At 69.5% G+C, this 18,777-nt stretch carries 5 protein-coding genes; all 5 read right to left on the reverse strand.

The features are described 5' to 3' along the window. The gene (locus tag JZ792_RS12460) at positions 1-13,764 is read right to left on the reverse strand and encodes a non-ribosomal peptide synthetase (RefSeq protein WP_216910163.1); all 13,764 of its coding nucleotides are present in this window, start codon (positions 13,762-13,764) and stop codon (positions 1-3) included. A gap of 482 nt (positions 13,765-14,246) precedes the next feature. Further along, positions 14,247-15,875 carry an apolipoprotein N-acyltransferase gene (gene lnt / locus JZ792_RS12465; protein WP_216910165.1) on the reverse strand — a complete coding sequence of 543 codons (1,629 nt, stop codon included), beginning with the start codon at positions 15,873-15,875 and terminating at the stop codon, positions 14,247-14,249. Beyond that, positions 15,865-17,463, reverse strand: coding sequence for an amidohydrolase (locus JZ792_RS12470; RefSeq protein ID WP_216910167.1), 1,599 nt, complete (start codon positions 17,461-17,463; stop codon positions 15,865-15,867). Before JZ792_RS12470 ends, lnt begins: the two co-directional genes overlap by 11 nt. Before the next feature lie 64 nt (positions 17,464-17,527). Next, a complete protein-coding gene (locus JZ792_RS12475; protein WP_216910169.1) occupies positions 17,528-18,010 on the reverse strand; it encodes an FxsA family protein in 483 nt (160 codons plus the stop codon). A 94-nt stretch (positions 18,011-18,104) separates the two neighbouring features. Beyond that, positions 18,105-18,764, reverse strand: coding sequence for a response regulator (locus JZ792_RS12480; protein ID WP_216910171.1), 660 nt, complete (start codon positions 18,762-18,764; stop codon positions 18,105-18,107). Between the last annotated feature and the right edge of the window lie 13 nt (positions 18,765-18,777).

The raw sequence follows: 18,777 nt of genomic DNA on the forward strand, positions 1-18,777 counted from the left end.
TCACCTGTCCTTTGCGGTTCCGGCGGCGCCGTCCAGATGCCGGTGCAGCACCGGACCGATGACAGCGAGCGATTCGGGGGTCGTCATTGCCGCGTGGCGGCACGGGAGCGGGTGATCGTGGACGGTCCCGGTGACGAAGGACTCCCACGCCGTCGCCCGGCGGGCCGGATCGGCCCGATTGATCTCGTCGTCCGCCGCGCTGAAGAAGACGAGGTCGCCGACGAAGGTGCGCGGCCGGAAACCGTGCGCGAGCACCGTGCCGTTGGCGTATCCCTCGTACAGCCTTTCCAAGTGGTCGACGGTGAGCGCCGCGAACGGGCCCGGCCGTGAGCGGAGCAGATCCGCCGCCGCGCGCAGATCCATTCCCGGATCGAGTTCGCCGCCGTCGAGCAGGTCGCTGCCGAATTCGGCGACGATTTCGGCGACGCCGGGGATCGCGTGTTCGAGCAGTTCGTCGGAGAGCTGGTAGCTGTCCATCATCGACAGCAGCGCCACCTCGTCACCGGCCTGCTGCAACTGCACCGCCACCTCGTGGGCGATCAGACCGCCGAGTGACCAGCCGAGCAGGTAGTAGGGGCCGGACGGCTGGATCGTTTTGATCCTGTCCACGTAACGTCGGGCGGCTTCGACGATCGACCCGAACCCCTGTTCTCCCGCCACGTGCGGCGACTGCAATCCGTATACCGGGCGGTCCGGGGTGAGATGGGCGAGCAGACCCGAGTAGCACCACGACAACCCGATCGCGGGGTGCACGCAGAACAGCGGCGCACGGGACGACCCGGTGGTAGGCCGGATCGGCAGCATCGGCGCCAGGGCCGCCGCCATGGCCACGGCCGGATCGACGTCGCCGTCGATCCTCGCGGCGATCGCGGCCGGGGTGGCCTCGCCGAACATCATCTGCACCGACAGTTCGATTCCGGCCTCGCGCACCGACGACACCACCTTGGTGGCGAGCAGGGAGTTGCCGCCGAGTTCGAAGAAGCCGTCGTCGACGCCGACGGTCTCCGCGCCGAGCGCCTCGGCGAACGCCGCGCACAACACCGCTTCGGTCGCCGTGCTCGGTGCCCGGTAACCGCCGGTCGCGCTGAAGACGGGTTCGGGCAACGCCTTTCGATCGAGTTTGCCGACCGGACTGAGCGGCACCTCGTCCAGCAGCATGATCGACTGCGGCACCATGTAATTCGGCACCAGCGCCGACACGTGCGACACGAGTTCGGCGACCGCGACCCCGCTGCCGCGACGAAGTTTCACGTACGCCACCAGCGCGGTGACACCGGCGGGTGTGCGATGGCCGACGGTGGTCGAGAATTCAACAGCATCGTGACGAGAAAGCGCCGTGTCGATCTCGCCGAGTTCGATCCGGAAGCCCCGGATCTTCACCTGATGGTCGGTACGCCCGACGTACTCGATCTCGCGTGCCCGAGGTGTCGCGCGTTCCTCCTCGGCGTCGCGCCCGAGAGCGCGGGTCATCGGCGCCTGTCGCGCACCGGCGAACCAGCGCACCAGGTCACCGGTGCGGTACATCCGCTCACCCGGCTTGCCGAACGGGTTGGCGATGAACCGCTGCGCGGTCAGACCGGGCCGGTTGAGATAGCCGCGGGCGAGCGCGTTACCCGCCAGATGCAGTTCGCCGGTCACGCCGACCGGGGCCGGGTGCATGCGCGCGTCGAGGATGGTGGCGCCGACACCGCGGATCGGGCCGCCGATGGTGATCGGACCACCGGGCACCTGCGGCTGACCGATCACCGTGACGATCGTGGTCTCGGTCGGGCCGTACACGTTGTAGAGGTTGCGTCCCGGCGCCCAGCGGGTCACCAGATCCGGCGGCAGCGCCTCACCGCCGACCAGCACGTGCGCCAGTTCCGTGACACCGGCCGGGTCGACGGTGCCGAGCGCCGAGGTGGTGATGAAGGCGTGGGTGATGCGCTCCTCGATGAAGACGCGAGCGAGGTCCGCGCCGCCGACCACACCGGGCGGAGTGATCGCCAGGGTGGCCGCACCGCCCAGTGCCAGCAGCAGATCGAGCATGGCGGCGTCGAAACTCGGCGTCGCGAAGTGCAGGACACGCGAGCCGGGCCGGACGTCGAAACGCTGCGCGGTCTCCGCGGCGAAATTCGACAGCCCACCGTGTGTGACGACGACGCCCTTCGGGGTGCCGGTCGAGCCGGAGGTGTAGATCACGTAGGCGGGATTGTCGACCCGCAACTCGGTGATCCGGTCCGCCTGCGTGATCGGCGCGTCGGACGCGGTCATGACAGCGGCGCGGAAATCGTCGTCGTCGAGCACGATCCACTCGGCGTCGTCGGAAGGCAGTTCGTCACGGTAGTCGGCGAGGGTGATGCCCAGCGCCGCACCGGAATCCGACAGCATGTGACTGATCCGGTTGGCCGGATACAGCGGATCGACCGGTACGAACGCCGCGCCCGCCTTGGAGACCGCGAGTACCGAGGCCACCGACTCCACCGAGCGCGGAATACCCAGCGCCACCAGGGTTTCCGGGCCCACGCCGTAACCGATCAGCACGCGGGCGAGCCGGTTGGTCCAGCGGTCGAGTGCGTCGTAGGTGATCCTGGTGCCGTGGGAACGCAGTGCCACGGCGTCGCGATCGACCGCAGCCGCGGCCGCGAAGACCGCGGGCAGGGTGAGCGGACGATCCGCCTCGGCGCCGCTCACTGGGGCCAGTCCCGACCATTCGGCCGGATCGAGCAATTCCAGATCGCCGACCGGCGTGGCCGGACCGGCCGCCACCGCGCTCAGCAGGCGGGCCAGCCGCTTGGCGAGCCGGTGCGCCGTCGCGGCGTCGAACAGATCGGCGGCGTAGTTCACCGACAGGTTGATGCCGTCGGGCTGCCGCCGCCCCTCCGTGAAACTGTGCGATTCGGTCAGCGTGAACTGCAGATCGAATTTGGCGATCCCGGTGTCGACATCGCCCGCCTCGATGCGCAGACCCGGCAGTTCGACCGCGCCGACCGGCTGGTTCTGCACCGAGAGCATCACCTGGAACAGCGGATGGTGCGAACGCGACCGCGCGGGGTTGAGCACCTCGACCATGCGCTCGAACGGGAGGTCGGCGTGGGCGAACGCGTCGAGATCGGTATCGCGCACGGCCCGGAGCAGCTCGGTGAAGGCCGCGTCGGGGCGGACCCGGGTGCGCAGTACGAGCGTGTTGACGAACATGCCGATCATCCGGTCGAGCGCGGGATGTCCGCGCCCCGCGATCGGAGTGCCGACGGTGATGTCGTCCACCCCGGTCATCCGGTGCAACAGCACCGCCAGCGCGGTGTGCAGCACCATGAACATGCTGACGCCGTTGGCATTGGCGACCGTGTGCAGTTCCCGGTGGGTGTAGGCGTCGATCGGGCATTCCACGATGCCGCCACGGTAGGAGGGCACCGGCGGACGCGGCCGGTCCGCGGGCACGCTCAGCAGTTCCGGATTCTCGGCCAGGGTGTCGCGCCAGTAGGCGAGCTGCTTGCTGATCACCGAATCGGGATCGTCCTCGGTGCCGAGTACGTCGCGCTGCCACAGCGTGTAGTCGGCGTACTGGACCTCCGGCGCGAGCCACGCGGGTTCCGCGCCGCTGACGATCGTGCTGTACGCCTCGACGAAATCGGCGGCGAGGGGTTCCAGCGACCAGCCGTCCATCGCGATGTGATGCACGACGAGTACGAGCACGTGCTCGTACCCCACACCGGCGTCGACATAGGTGTCTTCGGAGACGGTGATCAGCGCGGCTCGCACCGGCACCGTGTCGGCGAGATCGAATCCGGGCGAGGCGACGCGACGCACCTCGTCGGCGACCCGGTCGGCCGTCACCGTGACGCGCGACAGCGTGATCGCCGCGTCGACCGGATCGAGTACCTGCTGCACGGGCGCGCCCGCGATCTCCGGGAACACCGTGCGCAGCGTCTCGTGTTTGCGCTGCACCGCGTGCAGGGCCTCGACCAGCGCCCGCGTCTCGAGCGCGCCGCGCAGCCGCAGCACGACGGGGATGTTGTACGCGCCCGCGGCGTGATCGGAATCGGCCCCGTCGTTGAAGCGGTTGAGGAACCACAGTCGCTGCTGCGCCGCCGAAAGCGGGATGCGCTCCGGGCGTACCCGGCGTACCAGGGCCGGACGATCGTCGCGACGGGTCTTCCGCTGCTCCTCGTCCACCGACACCGTCGTCGACGGATCGAGCAGCGCGGCGATCTCGGCGACGGTGGGCGAAGTGAAGACCGTGCGCACCTCGATCCTGGTATCGGTTGCCGCCGCCAGCCTGGCCACGAATTGTGTTGCCAGCAGCGAGTTTCCACCGATCTCGAAGAAACTGTCGTCGGCGTTGACGGTTTCCGCGCCGACCAGTTCGCCCATGATGCGGGCGACGAGCCGCTCAGCCTCGGTCGCGGGTTCACGAGCCGCCCGCGCGGCGCCGAAGGTCGGCTCGGGCAGGGCGGCGATATCCAGTTTTCCGGTCGGGGTCAGCGGGATCCGGTCGAGCAGCGTGATCGCGGCCGGAACCATATGGACCGGAAGCAGTCCGGCGACATGCGCGCGTACCGCGTCGGTGTCGATCCCGGCCGCTTCGTCGGTCGGGTGGACGAAGGACACGATGCGGTCGGCGTCGTTGATACGGCGGACCTCGGTATGCGCGAACCGGACCGAGGGGTGTCCGCTCAGCGCGGAGGTGATCTCGCCGAGTTCGATGCGGAAACCGCGCATCTTCACCTGGTGGTCGCTGCGGCCGAGGTAGACGATCTCCCCCGCCGCGTCCCAGCGCACGATGTCGCCGGTGCGGTACATCCGCGAACCGACGGGTCCGTACGGGTCGGCCACGAAACGGCCCGCGGTCAGCGCGGGACGCTCGAAGTAGCCGCGTGACACACCGAGTCCGCCCAGGTACAGATCACCCGGGACGCCGACCGGCACCGGACGCATCCGCTCGTCCAGGATCACCGCGTGCGAGCCGCGCACCAGCGAACCGATGGTGATCGGGAGGCCGACGTCGACCTGCGCCATGGTGACGACGACCGTGGTCTCGGTCGGCCCGTACCCGTTGAAGAGGTTGCGTCCCGGCGCCCACCGAGCCACCAGATCGGGGCTGCACGCTTCGCCGCCGATGAGCAGTGAGCGCAGATGCGGCAGTTCCCAGCGATCGCGGTCGATGGTGGCCAGCGCGGCGGGTGTCATGAACGTATGGGTGATCCGCTCGCCTTCGAGCAGTTCGGCCAGTTCGTCGCCGCCGAAGATGTCCGGTGGGCAGATCACCATCGCGGCGCCGGCGCCGAGCGCGAGCAGCAGGTCCAGGATCGCCGCGTCGAAACTCGGCGACGAGAAGTGCAGGGTGCGCGCGAACGGTCCGGCGTCCAGACGTTCGCTGAATTCGTCCGCGAGGTTGGACAACCCGGCGTGGGTGACCGCGACGCCCTTGGGCTTCCCGGTGGAACCCGAGGTGTAGACCAGGTACGCGAGATCGGCGATCCTGGCCGGGCGCAGACGCTCGCCGTCCTCGATGGTGCTTCCGTCGCGGGCCGCGAGTTCGGCCGCGAATCCCGGCTCGTCGAGCAACAGCCAGTCGGTGACCGGACCGGTCGTCCCCGGTTCGTGCCCGGCGGCGCGCAAGGTGTCGGCGTAGGTCGAATCGGTGAGACCGACCAGGCAGCCGGAATCGGTCAGCATGTGCCTGATCCGGTCGGCCGGGTACTTCGGGTCGACCGGGACGAACGCCGCGCCGGATTTGGTGACGGCCAGCATCGTGACGACGGATTCGATGGAACGGGTCAGGCCGAGCGCCACCCGATCGCCCGCGCCGAGGCCACGCGCGATCAACGCCCGCGCCATGCTGTTCGAGCGGCGGTCCAGTTCCGAGTAGGTCAGTGCCTCGCCGTCGGTGGACGCGTAGACGACCGCGGTGCGCTGCGGATACCGCTGCGCGGTTCCGGTGAAGTAGGCGGCGAGTGTGCGCGGGGCCACGATCGGGCCACCCGAAGCCGGTGCGAGCGTTCGCCGTTCCTGCTCGGTCCTGGCGTCGATATCGCGGACGAGCACCCGCGGATTACCGGTGACCGCCGACAGCACCCGCAGGAAGCGGTCGGCCAGTATCTCGATCGTGGCGCTGTCGAAAAGTTCGGCCGCGTAGAGGAATTCGAATCCAAGCGCGTGGTCGGCCTCGTCACCGGTGCTCGTGACACGCAGTTCGAGATCGAATTTGGCCAGCGCGATATCGAGTTCCTCGGCGCGCAGTGCCAGACCGGGCAGGCGCAGCGACGGCACCGGGTTGTCGTCCACGGTGAGCGCCACCTGGAACAGCGGCGGACGGCTACCCGTGCCCGCCTGCTTGCCCAACTCGTCGACGACCCGTTCGAAGGGGAGGTCCGCGTGGGCCAGGGCCGCGAGTTCGGTGTCGCGATCGGTCTTCAACAGCGCGGCGAAGGAACTGTCGGGATCGACATCGGAGCGCAGCACCAGCGTGTTGACGAACATGCCGACCAACTCGTCGAGTTTGGTGTCGGTGCGACCGGCGACCGGCGTGCCGATCACGACATCGCGGCCTCCGGTGACGACGCGCAGCAGGACCGCCAGTGTCGAACGCAGGACCATGAACATGCTGACGCCCTGTTCGGCGGCCAGCCGGGTCAGGCCGTGCCGCACCGACTCCGGTACCGACAGCCGTACCGAACCCGCCGCGTGCGTCGGTTGCGCCGGGCGCGGGCGGTCGTAGGGCAGCGGCAGTTCCTCCGGAGCGTCGGCGAGTGCGGTGCGCCAGAATTCCAGCTGCGTGCTCGCGACGCTCGCCGGATCCGATTCGTCGCCCAGGCAGGCCCGCTGCCACAGCCCGAAGTCGGCGTACTGCACGGGAAGCGGCGCCCAGACCGGCGCGGCGCCACCCTGCCGCGCCGCGTAGGCGACCGCGAGGTCGCGGGTCAGCGGACCGAGCGACCAGCCGTCGGCGGCGATGTGGTGGATCACGATGCCGAGCAGGTGACGGTCGGATGCGGTGCGCAGCAACGATATACGCAGCGGTGTCGAGCGGGTGAGGTCGAATCCGCTGCGCGCCATGGTGTGCAGCGCCCGCTGCGCGCCCTCGTCGTCGGTCGTGATCGGATGCAGGACGGGGGCGGCCTCGGAGATCGGGAGCACGACCTGTTGGGGGCCCTCGGTGTCCTCCGGGAACATCGTCCGCAGCACCTCGTGCCGGTCGACCACATCGGTCAGCGCGGCACCGAGCGCGTCGATATCGAGTTCGCCATCGACGCGAATGACGAAAGCGATGTTGTAGGCGCTCGATTCGGGTGAGAATCGATTGAGGAACCACAGTCGCTGCTGCGGCAGCGACAGTGGAAGGCGTCCCGGGCGCGGGGTGTGTACCGCCAGCGCCATCCGTTGCGTCCGGGGCGCTTCCGTTATCCGCCTGGCCACCCCGGCCACGGTCGGCTCCTCGAAGATCTCCCGCACCGGCAGATCGACGCCGAATTCGGTGTGCAACGCGGCGGCGAGGCGGGTGGCCAGCAGCGAGTTGCCGCCGACGTCGAAGAAACTGTCCTCCGCGCCCTCGACCGGCCTGCCGAGCACCTCGCCGAAGACGGCGGCGACCCGGAACTCCGCGGCCGATTCCGGTGCCCGCGAGCTGCCGATCGCGACGAAGACCGGCTCCGGCAACGCCTTGCGGTCGAGTTTGCCCGCGGGCGTGACCGGCATGTCGTCCAGCACGGTGATCGACCCGGGCACCATGTAGCCGGGCAGCCGCTGACGCGCGGTATCGGCGACGGCGATCGCGTCGACGCCCTCGTCCGCGGTGACGTAGGCCGCGAGGCGGGGCTGGCCGTGCTCGTCGGTGTGCACGACGGTGAGCGCGAACTGCACCCCCGGATGCGCGCGCAGCACATGGTCGATCTCGCTGAGTTCGATCCGGAAACCCCGGATCTTGACCTGGTCGTCGGCTCGGCCGAGGAAGCGCAGATGCCCGGTGTGATCGATCACCACCAGGTCCCCGGTGCGGTACATCCGTTCGCCGCGCCGTCCGAGCGGATTCGCCGGAAAGCGTTGTGCGGTCAGCCCGTTGCGGCCCAGATAGCCGCGCGCCAGGCCGGGCCCGGACAGGTACAGCTCGCCGGGAGTGCCCGGCGGCACCGGACGCAGCCTCGCGTCGAGCACGAACAGTCGCATGCCGCGCACAGGGAGGCCGAGTGGCACCGGAAGGCCGGGCACCATCGCCCGCGACGCGGTCGCGGCGACCGTGGCCTCGGACGGGCCGTACATATTGTGGATGCGGTGGCGCGCCGACCAGGTCTGCACCAGTTCGGCCGAGCACGCCTCGCCGCCGACGATGACGACCTGGAGATCGTCGAGATCGTCGTCGGGCACCGTGTTGAGTGCGGCGGGGGTGATGAACGCGTGGGTGATCCGCTCGCGGCGCAGCACGTCCGCGAGTTCGGAACCGCCGTAGATACCCGAGGGGACGACCACCATCGTGGCGCCCGCCGCGAAGCCGAGCAGCATCTCCAGCACCGAGGCGTCGAAGCTCGGCGACGAGAAGTGCAGTGTGCGTGCCGATTCCGTGACGCCGAACAGGTACATCTGCTCCCGCGCGAGCGAGGCGATACCCCCGTGGGTCACCACGACGGCCTTGGGCTTGCCGGTCGACCCCGAGGTGTAGATGAGATAGGCGGGATGGCCGATGCGCAGCGGGTAGTGCCGCTCGGCGTCGGTGACCGGCGCCGTCGTGTATTCGGCCAGTTCGCCCGCCAGCGCGTTCGAGCCGAGCACCAGCCAGTCCAGGGAGGTGTTGCGATGCTTGCCGTGGGTGTCGGGGAAGGCGGGCATGGCCATCAGCGAATCGGCGACGGTCAGGCCGAGCATGGCGCCGGAATCGGCGATCATGTGGCCGATCCGTTCGGCGGGATAGCTCGGGTCGATCGGGACGTAGGCCGCACCCGTCTTCGCCACCGCCCAGATCGCGAGGATCGAGTCGAGGCTGCGCGGCAGTGCGACGGCGACGACGACCTCGGGGCCCGCGCCGTGATCGATGAGCACGCGTGCCAGCCGGTTGGACATGGCGTCCAGCTCGCCGTAGGTGGTGTCGCGCCCCTGGTAGCGCACGCCGACCCGCTCGGGCATGCGCTCGGCTGTTTCCGACAGCATGCGGGCAAGGGTGACCGGCGGCTCACCGGGACCACCGGCGATGGGGACCAGTTTGGCGCGCTCGCGACGGTCGAGGAGATCGATGTCGCCCACCGGAACCTTCGGCGCCGCGACCGCCGAATCGAGTACCGCGACGAATCGACGCGCGAAGGAGGTGACCGTCTCCTCGTCGAAAACATCGGTGGCATAGCCGAATTCGGCGTGCATCGGGCCGTCGGTCGCGTCCTCGCGCACTTCGAGCTGTAGATCGAATTTGGCGATCGCCGAATCCAGCTCGAGTACCTCGGTGCGCACACCGGGCAGGTCGACGCGCATCTCCGGTGTCCGGTCGTAGGACAGCATCACCTGGAACAGCGGGTGCCGCGCGGTGGAGCGTTCCGGGTTGACGACCTCGACCAGCCGGTCGAAGGGCACATCGGCGTTGGCGAAGGCGTTCAGGTCGGTTTCGCGGACCACGTCGAGCATCCGGTCGAAGCCACGGGCCGACTCGACCTCGGTGCGCAGCACCAGGGTGTTGACGAACATGCCGACCAGCTCGTCCAGCGCCGGATCGGAGCGACCGGCGATCGGGGTGCCGATCGCGATATCGGTCGACGCGCACAGCCGCGACAGCAGGGTCACGAGCGCCGCGTGCAGCACCATGAACATGCTGACACCGCGCGCGGCGGCCAGTTCACCCGCCGCCCTGCGTGTTTCGGCGGAGATGGTGAATCCGACCGTGCCGCCCCCCGTCGTCCTGCGCAGCGGACGCGGACGGTCGAGCGGCAGATCGAGCTGATCGGGCAGACCGGCCAATTCGGTGCGCCAGAACGCGAGCTGCCTGCTGAGCGCGCTCGACGGATCGGTTTCGTCGCCGAGCAGTTCCCGCTGCCACAGCGCGAAATCGGCGTACTGCACCGGAAGGGGGCTCCACCGCGGCGCGGCGTCGCGCGCACGCGCGGCGACCGCGACCATCAGGTCGCGCGCCAGCGGGGCGATCGACCAGCCGTCGCCCGCGATGTGGTGCAGCACCACGAGGAATACGTACTGATTCGGCCCCGTCGCCCACAGCGCGACCCGGATCGGCGCCTGTCCGCGCAGATCGAAACCGTATCCGGCGAATTCGGTCGCGAGCGCGGTGGCGTCGGCGCCGTCGGCGTCGACCGGCTCGAGGGACAGCGGGATCTCCGCGGTCGGGTGCACCAATTGGTAGGGGCCGTCGGCCGATTCGGGGAAAGTGGTGCGCAGGCTCTCGTGCCGTTCGATCACATCGGTCAAGCCCGCGCGCAAGGCCTCGATATCGACGGGCCCTTCCAGGCGCACCGCGAGCGGCATGTTGTAGGCGGCCGCGTGTTCGGCGAAACGATTGAGGATCCAGAGCCGCTGCTGGGCCAGGGACAGCGGCACCCGCTCGGGTCTGTTCATCGGGACGAGGCGCGGCGAGACCGTGTCGAATGTGTGCGTGGCGAGCAGTTCGGCCAGTCCCGCGATGGTCGCGGCCTCGAACAGGTCGCGGATGGTGATTCCGGTGGCGAGGTTCGCGTTGATCCGCGATACCGCGCGCGCGGCGACGAGCGAGTTGCCGCCGAGGTCGAAGAAGCTGTCACCGGTGCCGATCGCGTCCTCGTCCAGATCGAGCACCTCGGCGAAGATCGCCGCCAGGGAGCGTTCCAGCTCGGTCGCGGGCTGCTCGGCGACCGGATGTGAGCGGACGGTCACCACGGGCGCGGGCAGTGCCTTGCGATCGATCTTGCCGTTCGCGCTGAGCGGCAGTTCGTCGAGTTCCATCACCACCGACGGCACCATGTATCCGGGCAGGGTCTGGCGCAGGGCGACGACGAGGGCGGCCGTGTCGATGCCCCCCGTTTCCTCCGATCGCTCCGATTCCCCCGGTGCGGCGACGACGTAGGCGACGAGTTCGTCACCCTTGCGACCCGCGTGCGCGACGCAGACCGCGCGGGCGACGCCGGGCTCGGCGAGCAGCGCCGATTCGATCTCGCCCAGTTCGATGCGCAGACCGCGGATCTTGACCTGGAAATCGGTGCGGCCCAGGTATTCGAGCACTCCGCGCTCGGAATCGGAGCCGACCTGCCAGCGCGCCAGGTCACCGGTGCGATACATCCGCGCGCCGGGGGTGAACGGGTTCGCGACGAACCGATCGGCCGTGAGTCTCGGCTGACCGATGTACCCGCGTGCCAGCTGCACACCCGCCAGGTACAGCTCGCCGACCGCCCCCGGCGGCACCGGCTGCAGGTGCGCGTCGAGTACGTAGGTCCTGGTGTTCCAGACCGGGGAGCCGATCGGCACTGAGTCCGGATTCGGCGGGCACGGCCAGTAGGTGACGTCGACCGCGGCCTCGGTCGGGCCGTACAGGTTGTGCAGTTCGGTACCGCGCAGCGCCGTGTGGAAACCGCGCGCGGTCGCCGACGGCAGCGCCTCGCCGCTGCAGAAGACCCGGCGCAGGCCGGTGCAGCCGCGGATATCGGCGTCGGTGACGAACACCGACAGCATGGAGGGCACGAAATGCGCCGTGGTGATGTTCTTCTCGGCGATGATCGCGGCCAGGTAGGCGGGATCGCGATGACCGTCGTGGTCGGCGACCACCAGCCTGGCGCCGATCTGCAACGGCCAGAAGAACTCCCAGACCGACACGTCGAATGTTGCCGGGGTCTTCTGCAATACCGCGTCGGTGGCGTCGAGCGGATACTCGTGCTGCATCCAGCGCAAGCGGTTCACGATGGCGGCGTGGGACACCCCGACGCCCTTGGGCTTTCCGGTGGAGCCGGAGGTGAAGATGACATACGCCAGGTCGTCACCGCGCAGGGGGGCGCGGCGGTCGCCGTCGGTGACCGGACTCGCGTCGATCTCGCGCAGGTCGAGCAGGTCGAGCGCGATCGTCGCCGCGCTGTGCGGCAGGGTGAGCGCGTCGCGGGCGGCGGTCAGCACGCAGACCGGCCGCGCCTGCTCGAGGATGCCGTCGATCCGCTCGACCGGATGGTCGGGATCGAGCGGCAGATAGGCCGCGCCGGATTTGATGATCGCGTACATGCCGACGACGAGTTCGACACTGCGCCGCAGGCACAGCGCCACCGTCCGGTCCGGTCCCGCACCGCGCACGATCAGCCGACGGGCCAGCCGGTTGGCGCGCTGATCGAGTTCCCGATAGGTCAGCGTCTCACCGTCGTATTCCACCGCCACCGAATCGGGGCTGTCCGCCACGCGCTCGGCGAACAGCCCCGCGAGAGTGCCCTGTGAAACGGGCTGATCCGTGGAATTCCAGGTGTGTAGCACTCTGGCGCGTTCGGGCTCGGTGATGGCGGCGAGCGCAAGGGCCCGAGTATCGGCTTCGGACTCGAGGAATCTGCCGAGGAAATCGAAGAAACGCTCCTGATGCCCCGTGACCTCGTTCTCCGAGTACAGCCCCGGATTGGCCTCGAAGTCGATGTGGATACGGCCGCCCTCGCCGTTGTACAGATTGATCGACAGATCTTCGACGGGGCCGGTGGCGAGCACGTGCAGCGAACCGGTGAGACTGCCGAATTTCAGCTCGTTGTGGAACAGCATGATGTTGACCATCGGCCCGAAGAACCCGCGGGCGTCGCGCGAATAGCCGCAGTCACGCCGGATATCGTCGTGCCGGTAGCGCTGATGCCGCAGCGCGCCGGTGATCTGGAGTTCCGCGCGGCGCACGACGTCGGCGATCGTGGTGTCGTCGTCGAAGTGGATGCGCAGCGGCACGACATTCGACACGACACCGGCCGAGCGCCGCAGCGTGACGGTGGTGCGCGCCGAGACGGGCAGGCTCAGCACCACCTCGGAATCGCCGGTCACCGAGCGCACGTAGCAGGCGAGGGCCGCGACGAAGACGGTCGACGGGTGCGCGCCGTTGGCCGCGGTGACCGCGGCGAGGGCGGCGTCGGCCCGGTCGTCGAGCACGTCACCGGCCAGCCAGCGCGCGGCGGCGGGTACCGAACTGGACGTGTTCACGCTGGACAGGCTCTTGGGCGCGCCGACGCCCGCGAGTTGTTCCATCCAGTAGTCGCGGTCGGTGACGAACCGCTTGGACGCGCGGTAGGTCGACTCGCCCGCGTAGATCGCGGCGAGATCGGTGGCGCGCGACACCGTGGGCTCGGTGTGCTCCTCGAGGGAGGTGTAGATCTCCGCGACCCTGGTCATCGCGGTCATGGAGCCGTAGCCGTCGATGACGATGTGATGGGCACGCGCGTACCAGAAATACTCCGCGTCACCGACCCGCAGGATCACGTTCGTGCTGAGCGGGTCGTGTTCGACGTCGATCGGGGAGCCCGCGTGTTCGTGCATCCACCGCAGGGCGGCGGCTCTGGGATCCTCCTGGTCGCGCAGATCCATCCGGCCCCAGCCGGGACGCCAGTTCAGGTCGATGTACTGGTGCGGGACGCCGTCGATCTCGGTCAGACGGACATAGCCCGCCTGCGACTCGGCGCCGTAGCGCTCGGTGGCGTACAGCAGGCGGCCGATATCGAGGTCGCCGCGGAATTCGACGTACTGGGCGATCGTCAGCGGCACATCCGGACGGATGCGCTGGGCGTACCACAGAGCTGTCTGTGCGGGAGAGAGTGCGAATGGCTGTGGCGAGTATTCGCCGGAAGAGCATTGGTCTACGCGATCGGTGGCCAATGAACTCATCAATCACTCCGTTCTGCCGCAGTTGACGCAACTCCCCGAGCACCACCACGACCCGCGCGCATGCGCCAGCCGTAGAGCCTGATCCACGCCCTATGATTCGGAGCACCACATCCGGCGGATGGCCGGTGTGCTTGATTTGTTTTGCATCGAACGCCGGTGTAGGACGGCGATTTTCGCTAGCTATATTCCCGCTAACCGGGCGTTCCCACCGCCGACCATCGAGCGATCACCGGCGGTAGCACGGTTATCGGCGGTGATCTTGGATGGCGATCTCGGCGACATCAGCAACAGACTGGCGAACAGCATGGAACGCTCGGAACCGGCGGTAATCAGACAACCCGGCCCCGAAACAGAACGATTGTTCGGTTGGTGGAGATGTTCGGTTGGTGGAGAGAAAGAGCCCCTACCGCCCCGGGATCAAGGGCGGATCGGGTATCGCGTCCCGATCGACGAAGCATCCGGTCCCGGATCGTTCGAGGCGCTCACGCGCGCCTTCGACGCCGGTAGAGCACAAACACCACCGCGGCACTGGTCAGGATAACCGAGAGAAGTTCGGGCGCGGGGCCGATTCGCGTGGCGATTGTCTTTTCGTTTCGCAGCGGCAGGTCCGCTACCAGCGCGGACGGCACGAACAGCGGCGTCTCGGCCTGTATGTCGCCGTCGGCGGTGATGATCGCGCTGACCCCGGACGTCGCCGCGACGACGAGGGCCCTGCCGTGTTCGACCGCGCGCACCCGCGACATCGCGAGTTGCTGATAGGTCATCTCGCTGTCGCCGAAGGTCGCGTTGTTGGTCGGGACCGTCAGTAATTGCGCGCCCGCGCGCATCGAATCGCGGAAGGCGCGGTCGAACGCTACTTCGTAGCAGGTCGCGACGCCGATATCGGTCCCGGCCGCGTGGACGACGCCGTCACCGTGTCCCGGGACGAAGTACCCGGCCCGATCGGCGTAGTCGGAGAAGAGGCGGAAGAATCCGCGCATCGGGAGGTACTCACCGAAGGGCTGGATGATCTTCTTGTCGTGACGCTCACCCGGTCCGGCGGCGCCGTTCCAGACGATGACCGAATTGCTGGTGGTGCGGTCCGCGTTCACCAGAACGGCCCCGACGAGGATGGGCGCGCCGATCCGCTCGGAGGCGGCGGTGATCAACGCCGCGGCGTCGGCGTTGCGCAACGGGTCGATATCGGAGGAATTCTCCGGCCAGATGACCACGTCGGGCTTTTTCACCCGGCCCGCGGCGACCTCGCGCGCCAGTTCCTCGGTGCGCCGGACATGGTTGTCCAGTACGGCTCGTCGCTGTGCGTTGAAATCGAGGCCGAGCCGGGGCACGCTGCCCTGGATTGCGGCGACGGTGATCATCCGCTCACCGTCCTGCGGGCCCGGCAGCGCGGAGCGGAGCAGCAGGCCCGCCAGCGGCAGGATCGCGAGAGTGACCGCGGCGGTGACGATTCCGCGCCGTGACGCGCGGACCGGTGCGGCCTCGTTCGAGGCGGACCCCGGTGCTCGCAGCGCCCACAGGCGTTCGGCCAGCGCGGCGGCGGCGGTACCGGTGAGCGCGACCGCGAATCCGACAAGCGGCGCGCCGCCGATCATCGCCAGCGGCAGATACCAGCCATCGGCCTGGCCGAAAGCCACACGCCCCCAGGGGAACCCGCCGAAAGGAAAACTCGACCGCGCCCACTCCCCCGTGGTCCAGGCCAGTGCCAGCCATACCGGCCACCCCGGCAACCTGCCGAGCAGACGGGCGAGCACCCCGAAACCGCCGAGGAAGACCGCGCATACCGTCGACAGGGCCAGCCACGGCACCGGACCGACGTAGATCCCGGTCCACGGCAGCAGCGGGAGGAAGAAGCCGAGTCCGGCCAGCATCCCGTATCCGAACCCGCCGCGCAGCCCGCCGGGCGCGCGCAGCACGAGAACCAGCACGGCGAGGCCGACCGGGGCGAGGAACCAGTACGGGCGCGGCGGGAAACTGCCGAACAGCAGCACTCCGGCCAGCACGGCGGCCAGCGCCCGTGCCGGGACCGGGTACCGGCCGACGACGTCGGGAACCGACCGCCACCGCGACACCGCCTCGGTCCCCGGGGCCGCGACGACGGGATCAGGCTTCATGGATGGTGACTCCGCGATGGACGGTGCGCAGGCAGCGGGGCAGCGGGGCGTCCGCGTCCAACGGGGGCAGTCCCGGCACCCGGGAGCGCGGATCGGTCGACCAGCGCTGCACGCTGTCGGCGGCCGCGGCGACCACGAGTTCGTCGGCCTCCCAGATCGCGTAGGAGGCGGGGGCGCCGGGAACCAGCGTGCCCGCGAGTCCGTCGCGGACGCCGCCCGCCCGCCACGCGCCGCGGGTGGCGGCCGAGAAGGCCGCGCGCGGGGAGATGCCGCTGCCCGCGGTGCGGTGGTTGACGGCCGCGCGCACGGCGGCCCACGGATTCAGCGCGGTGACCGGGGCGTCCGATCCGATGGCGAGGGCGATACCGGCGGACGCCATGGCGGCGAAGGGATTCATGGCGGCGGCGCGCTCGGCGCCGAGTCGCGCGGCGTACATGCCCGAACCGCCGCCCCACGCCGCGTCGAATCCGGGCTGCACGCTGGCGATGACACCCCACGCCGCGAGTTTCGCTATCTGCTCGGCGTCGAGCATCTCGGTGTGTTCGAGACGGTGTCCGCGGGCCGCGACGGCCGGACCGCCGAGCGCGTCGACCACCCGCTCGAAGCCCGCGACGACCGCGGCCATGGCCCCGTCGCCGATGACATGGAATCCGGCCTGGATACCCGCTTCGGTGCAGGCGCGCACATGCGCCTCGATCGCGTCGGCGTCGAGATATCCGAGTCCCGACGTGGCGTGGTCGGCATAGGGTTCGCGCAGCCACGCGGTATGCGAGCCGAGCGAGCCGTCGACGAAGAGGTCACCGGCCAGGCCGTGCGCGCCGAGGTCACCGAGCAGTTCGCGGGCCTGATCGGCGGTGCGCACCGCCTCACCCCAGTACGCCCGCACTTCGACCCCGTGCTCGAATTCGAGCAGTTCGCGCAGATCGGTACGGCCCGCGATCTCGGGCCCCCCGCATTCGTGCACGGCGGCGACGCCGTGTGCCGCCGCCGCGTCGAGCGCGGCGCGGCGCGCGTGATCGCGGCGCGTGCGATCCAGACCCGCCAGCACGGTGGCGCGTACGAGGTGGTGGGCGGCGGCCCGTACCGGCTCACCACGGGTGAATCCGGTCGCCGAGCGCACCTGCGGAACCGCGTCGAGCAGGGCCGTCGATGCCACCGCCGAATGCGCGTCCACGCGGGCCAGATAGGCCTGCCTGCCGGGCCCTGCGGCCGCGTCGATCTCCTCGACCGTCGGCGGCCTGCCCTCGGGCCAGCGGGTCTCGTCCCATCCGTCGCCGAGGATCGCGCCCTCCGGATGGCCGGTCGCGTAGGCGCGGACCAGGTCCAGGCAGGCACCGAGGGATTCGGCGCCGGACAGGTCGAGTCCGGTCAGTTGCAGTCCGAGCGCGGTCACGTGCACGTGCGGGTCGACGAAGGCGGGTGCGATGAACGCGCCGTCGACGTCGATGATCTCGGCATCCGGGTGCAAGGCCCGGCCCGGCTTCTCGGCTCCCAGCCACACCACCATTCCGTCGGTGACCGCCATCGCGGTCGCGTCGGGGGCACTGGAACTGTAGATACGACCGCCGAGCAGCAACTGGGTACTCACGGGGGATCAGTCTGCCGCATCCGCTCGAGGGGGCCGCTCGCCGGAGTGCGCGTGGACGCCCGGATCAGGCGGGGCCGACCGCGCGGCGGGCGTTGCCCTGTCCGTCGTCGTACCACTGCTGCACGACGGTGCCGTCGATGACGTCGTCGCCGTCGATCACCACACCGCGATACGGCCGGGCCGCGGCGAATCTCCCGATCCGCCGGGCGGCGACCGCGGTGACGACGGGACGCACGAGGAAGCGGGTGGGCGGAAGCAGGAACAGCAGGCCGATCAGTCCGGTCACCAGACCGGGCACGAACATGAGCACGCCGCCCACCGCGACGAGCGCGCCGTCCGCGACAGCGGTACCGGGATCGAGGTCGCCGCGACCGGCGCGGCGGAACTGTTCGATGACACGGCGGCCCTGCGAACCGAGGAGCAGCATGCCCGCGGCCGATACGGCGATCAGCAGCAGGATCGCGGGCACGACGCCGAGGAAATGACCGACGGCGAAGAGCGCGGCGATCTCGGTGACGACGTACAGCGCGAAGATCAGGGCGGGCATCGGCGTTCCTTTCGAAGGATCTACCCGGTACAACGCCGGAGAGCCCGGTTTTTCTCCCGGTCGCGCCTGATAGCTCGCTGAGACCCCCGGCGCGTCAGCCGCCGGGGCGGACCAGACCGGTTTCGTAGGCGAGGACCACGGCCTGCACCCGGTCGCGCAGCCCCAGTTTCGTCAACACCCGCCCCACGTGGGTCTTCACGGTCGCCTCCGACAGGTACAGCTGCCGGGCGATCTCGGCATTGGATCGCCCCGCCGCGATATGTTCGAGCACCTCGCGTTCGCGCGCGGTCAGCACCTCGAGCACGCCGGGATCGCGCATACCGCCGGAATCGTCGGCGATGAGCCGGTCGAGCAGTCGCTTGGTGACCTTGGGCGAGACGACCGCGTCACCGGCCGCGACACTGCGGATGGCCGAGATCAGATCCTCCGGCGGGGTGTCCTTGAGCAGGAATCCGCTCGCGCCGGCCCGCAACGCGCCGAGCGCGTGCTCGTCGAGGTCGAAGGTGGTCATCACCAGCACCTTGCAGCCGTCGCCCGCCTCGATGATGCGTCCGGTCGCGGTGACACCGTCGACCACCGGCATGCGCACATCCATCAGCACCACATCCGGCCGCAGTTCCTTGGCGCGCGCGACCGCGACCGCGCCGTTCTCGGCCTCGCCGATCACTTCGAGATCCGGCTGCGCGCCCAGCACCATCTTCAGACCCATGCGCATGAGTTCCTGGTCGTCGACGACGAGCACGGTGATCGGCACCTCTCCAATCTAG

Origin of the sequence: Nocardia noduli (genome assembly GCF_019038455.1) — a bacterium.
GTDB classification, from domain to species: domain Bacteria; phylum Actinomycetota; class Actinomycetes; order Mycobacteriales; family Mycobacteriaceae; genus Nocardia; species Nocardia noduli.

Bases quoted from the DNA above. Each gene is read 5' to 3' on its own strand.
- JZ792_RS12460 (WP_216910163.1), bottom strand. From the start codon at position 13,764: ATGAGTTCATTGGCCACCGATCGCGTAGACCAATGCTCTTCCGGCGAA.
- lnt (WP_216910165.1), bottom strand. From the start codon at position 15,875: ATGAAGCCTGATCCCGTCGTCGCGGCCCCGGGGACCGAGGCGGTGTCG.
- JZ792_RS12475 (WP_216910169.1), bottom strand. From the start codon at position 18,010: ATGCCCGCCCTGATCTTCGCGCTGTACGTCGTCACCGAGATCGCCGCG.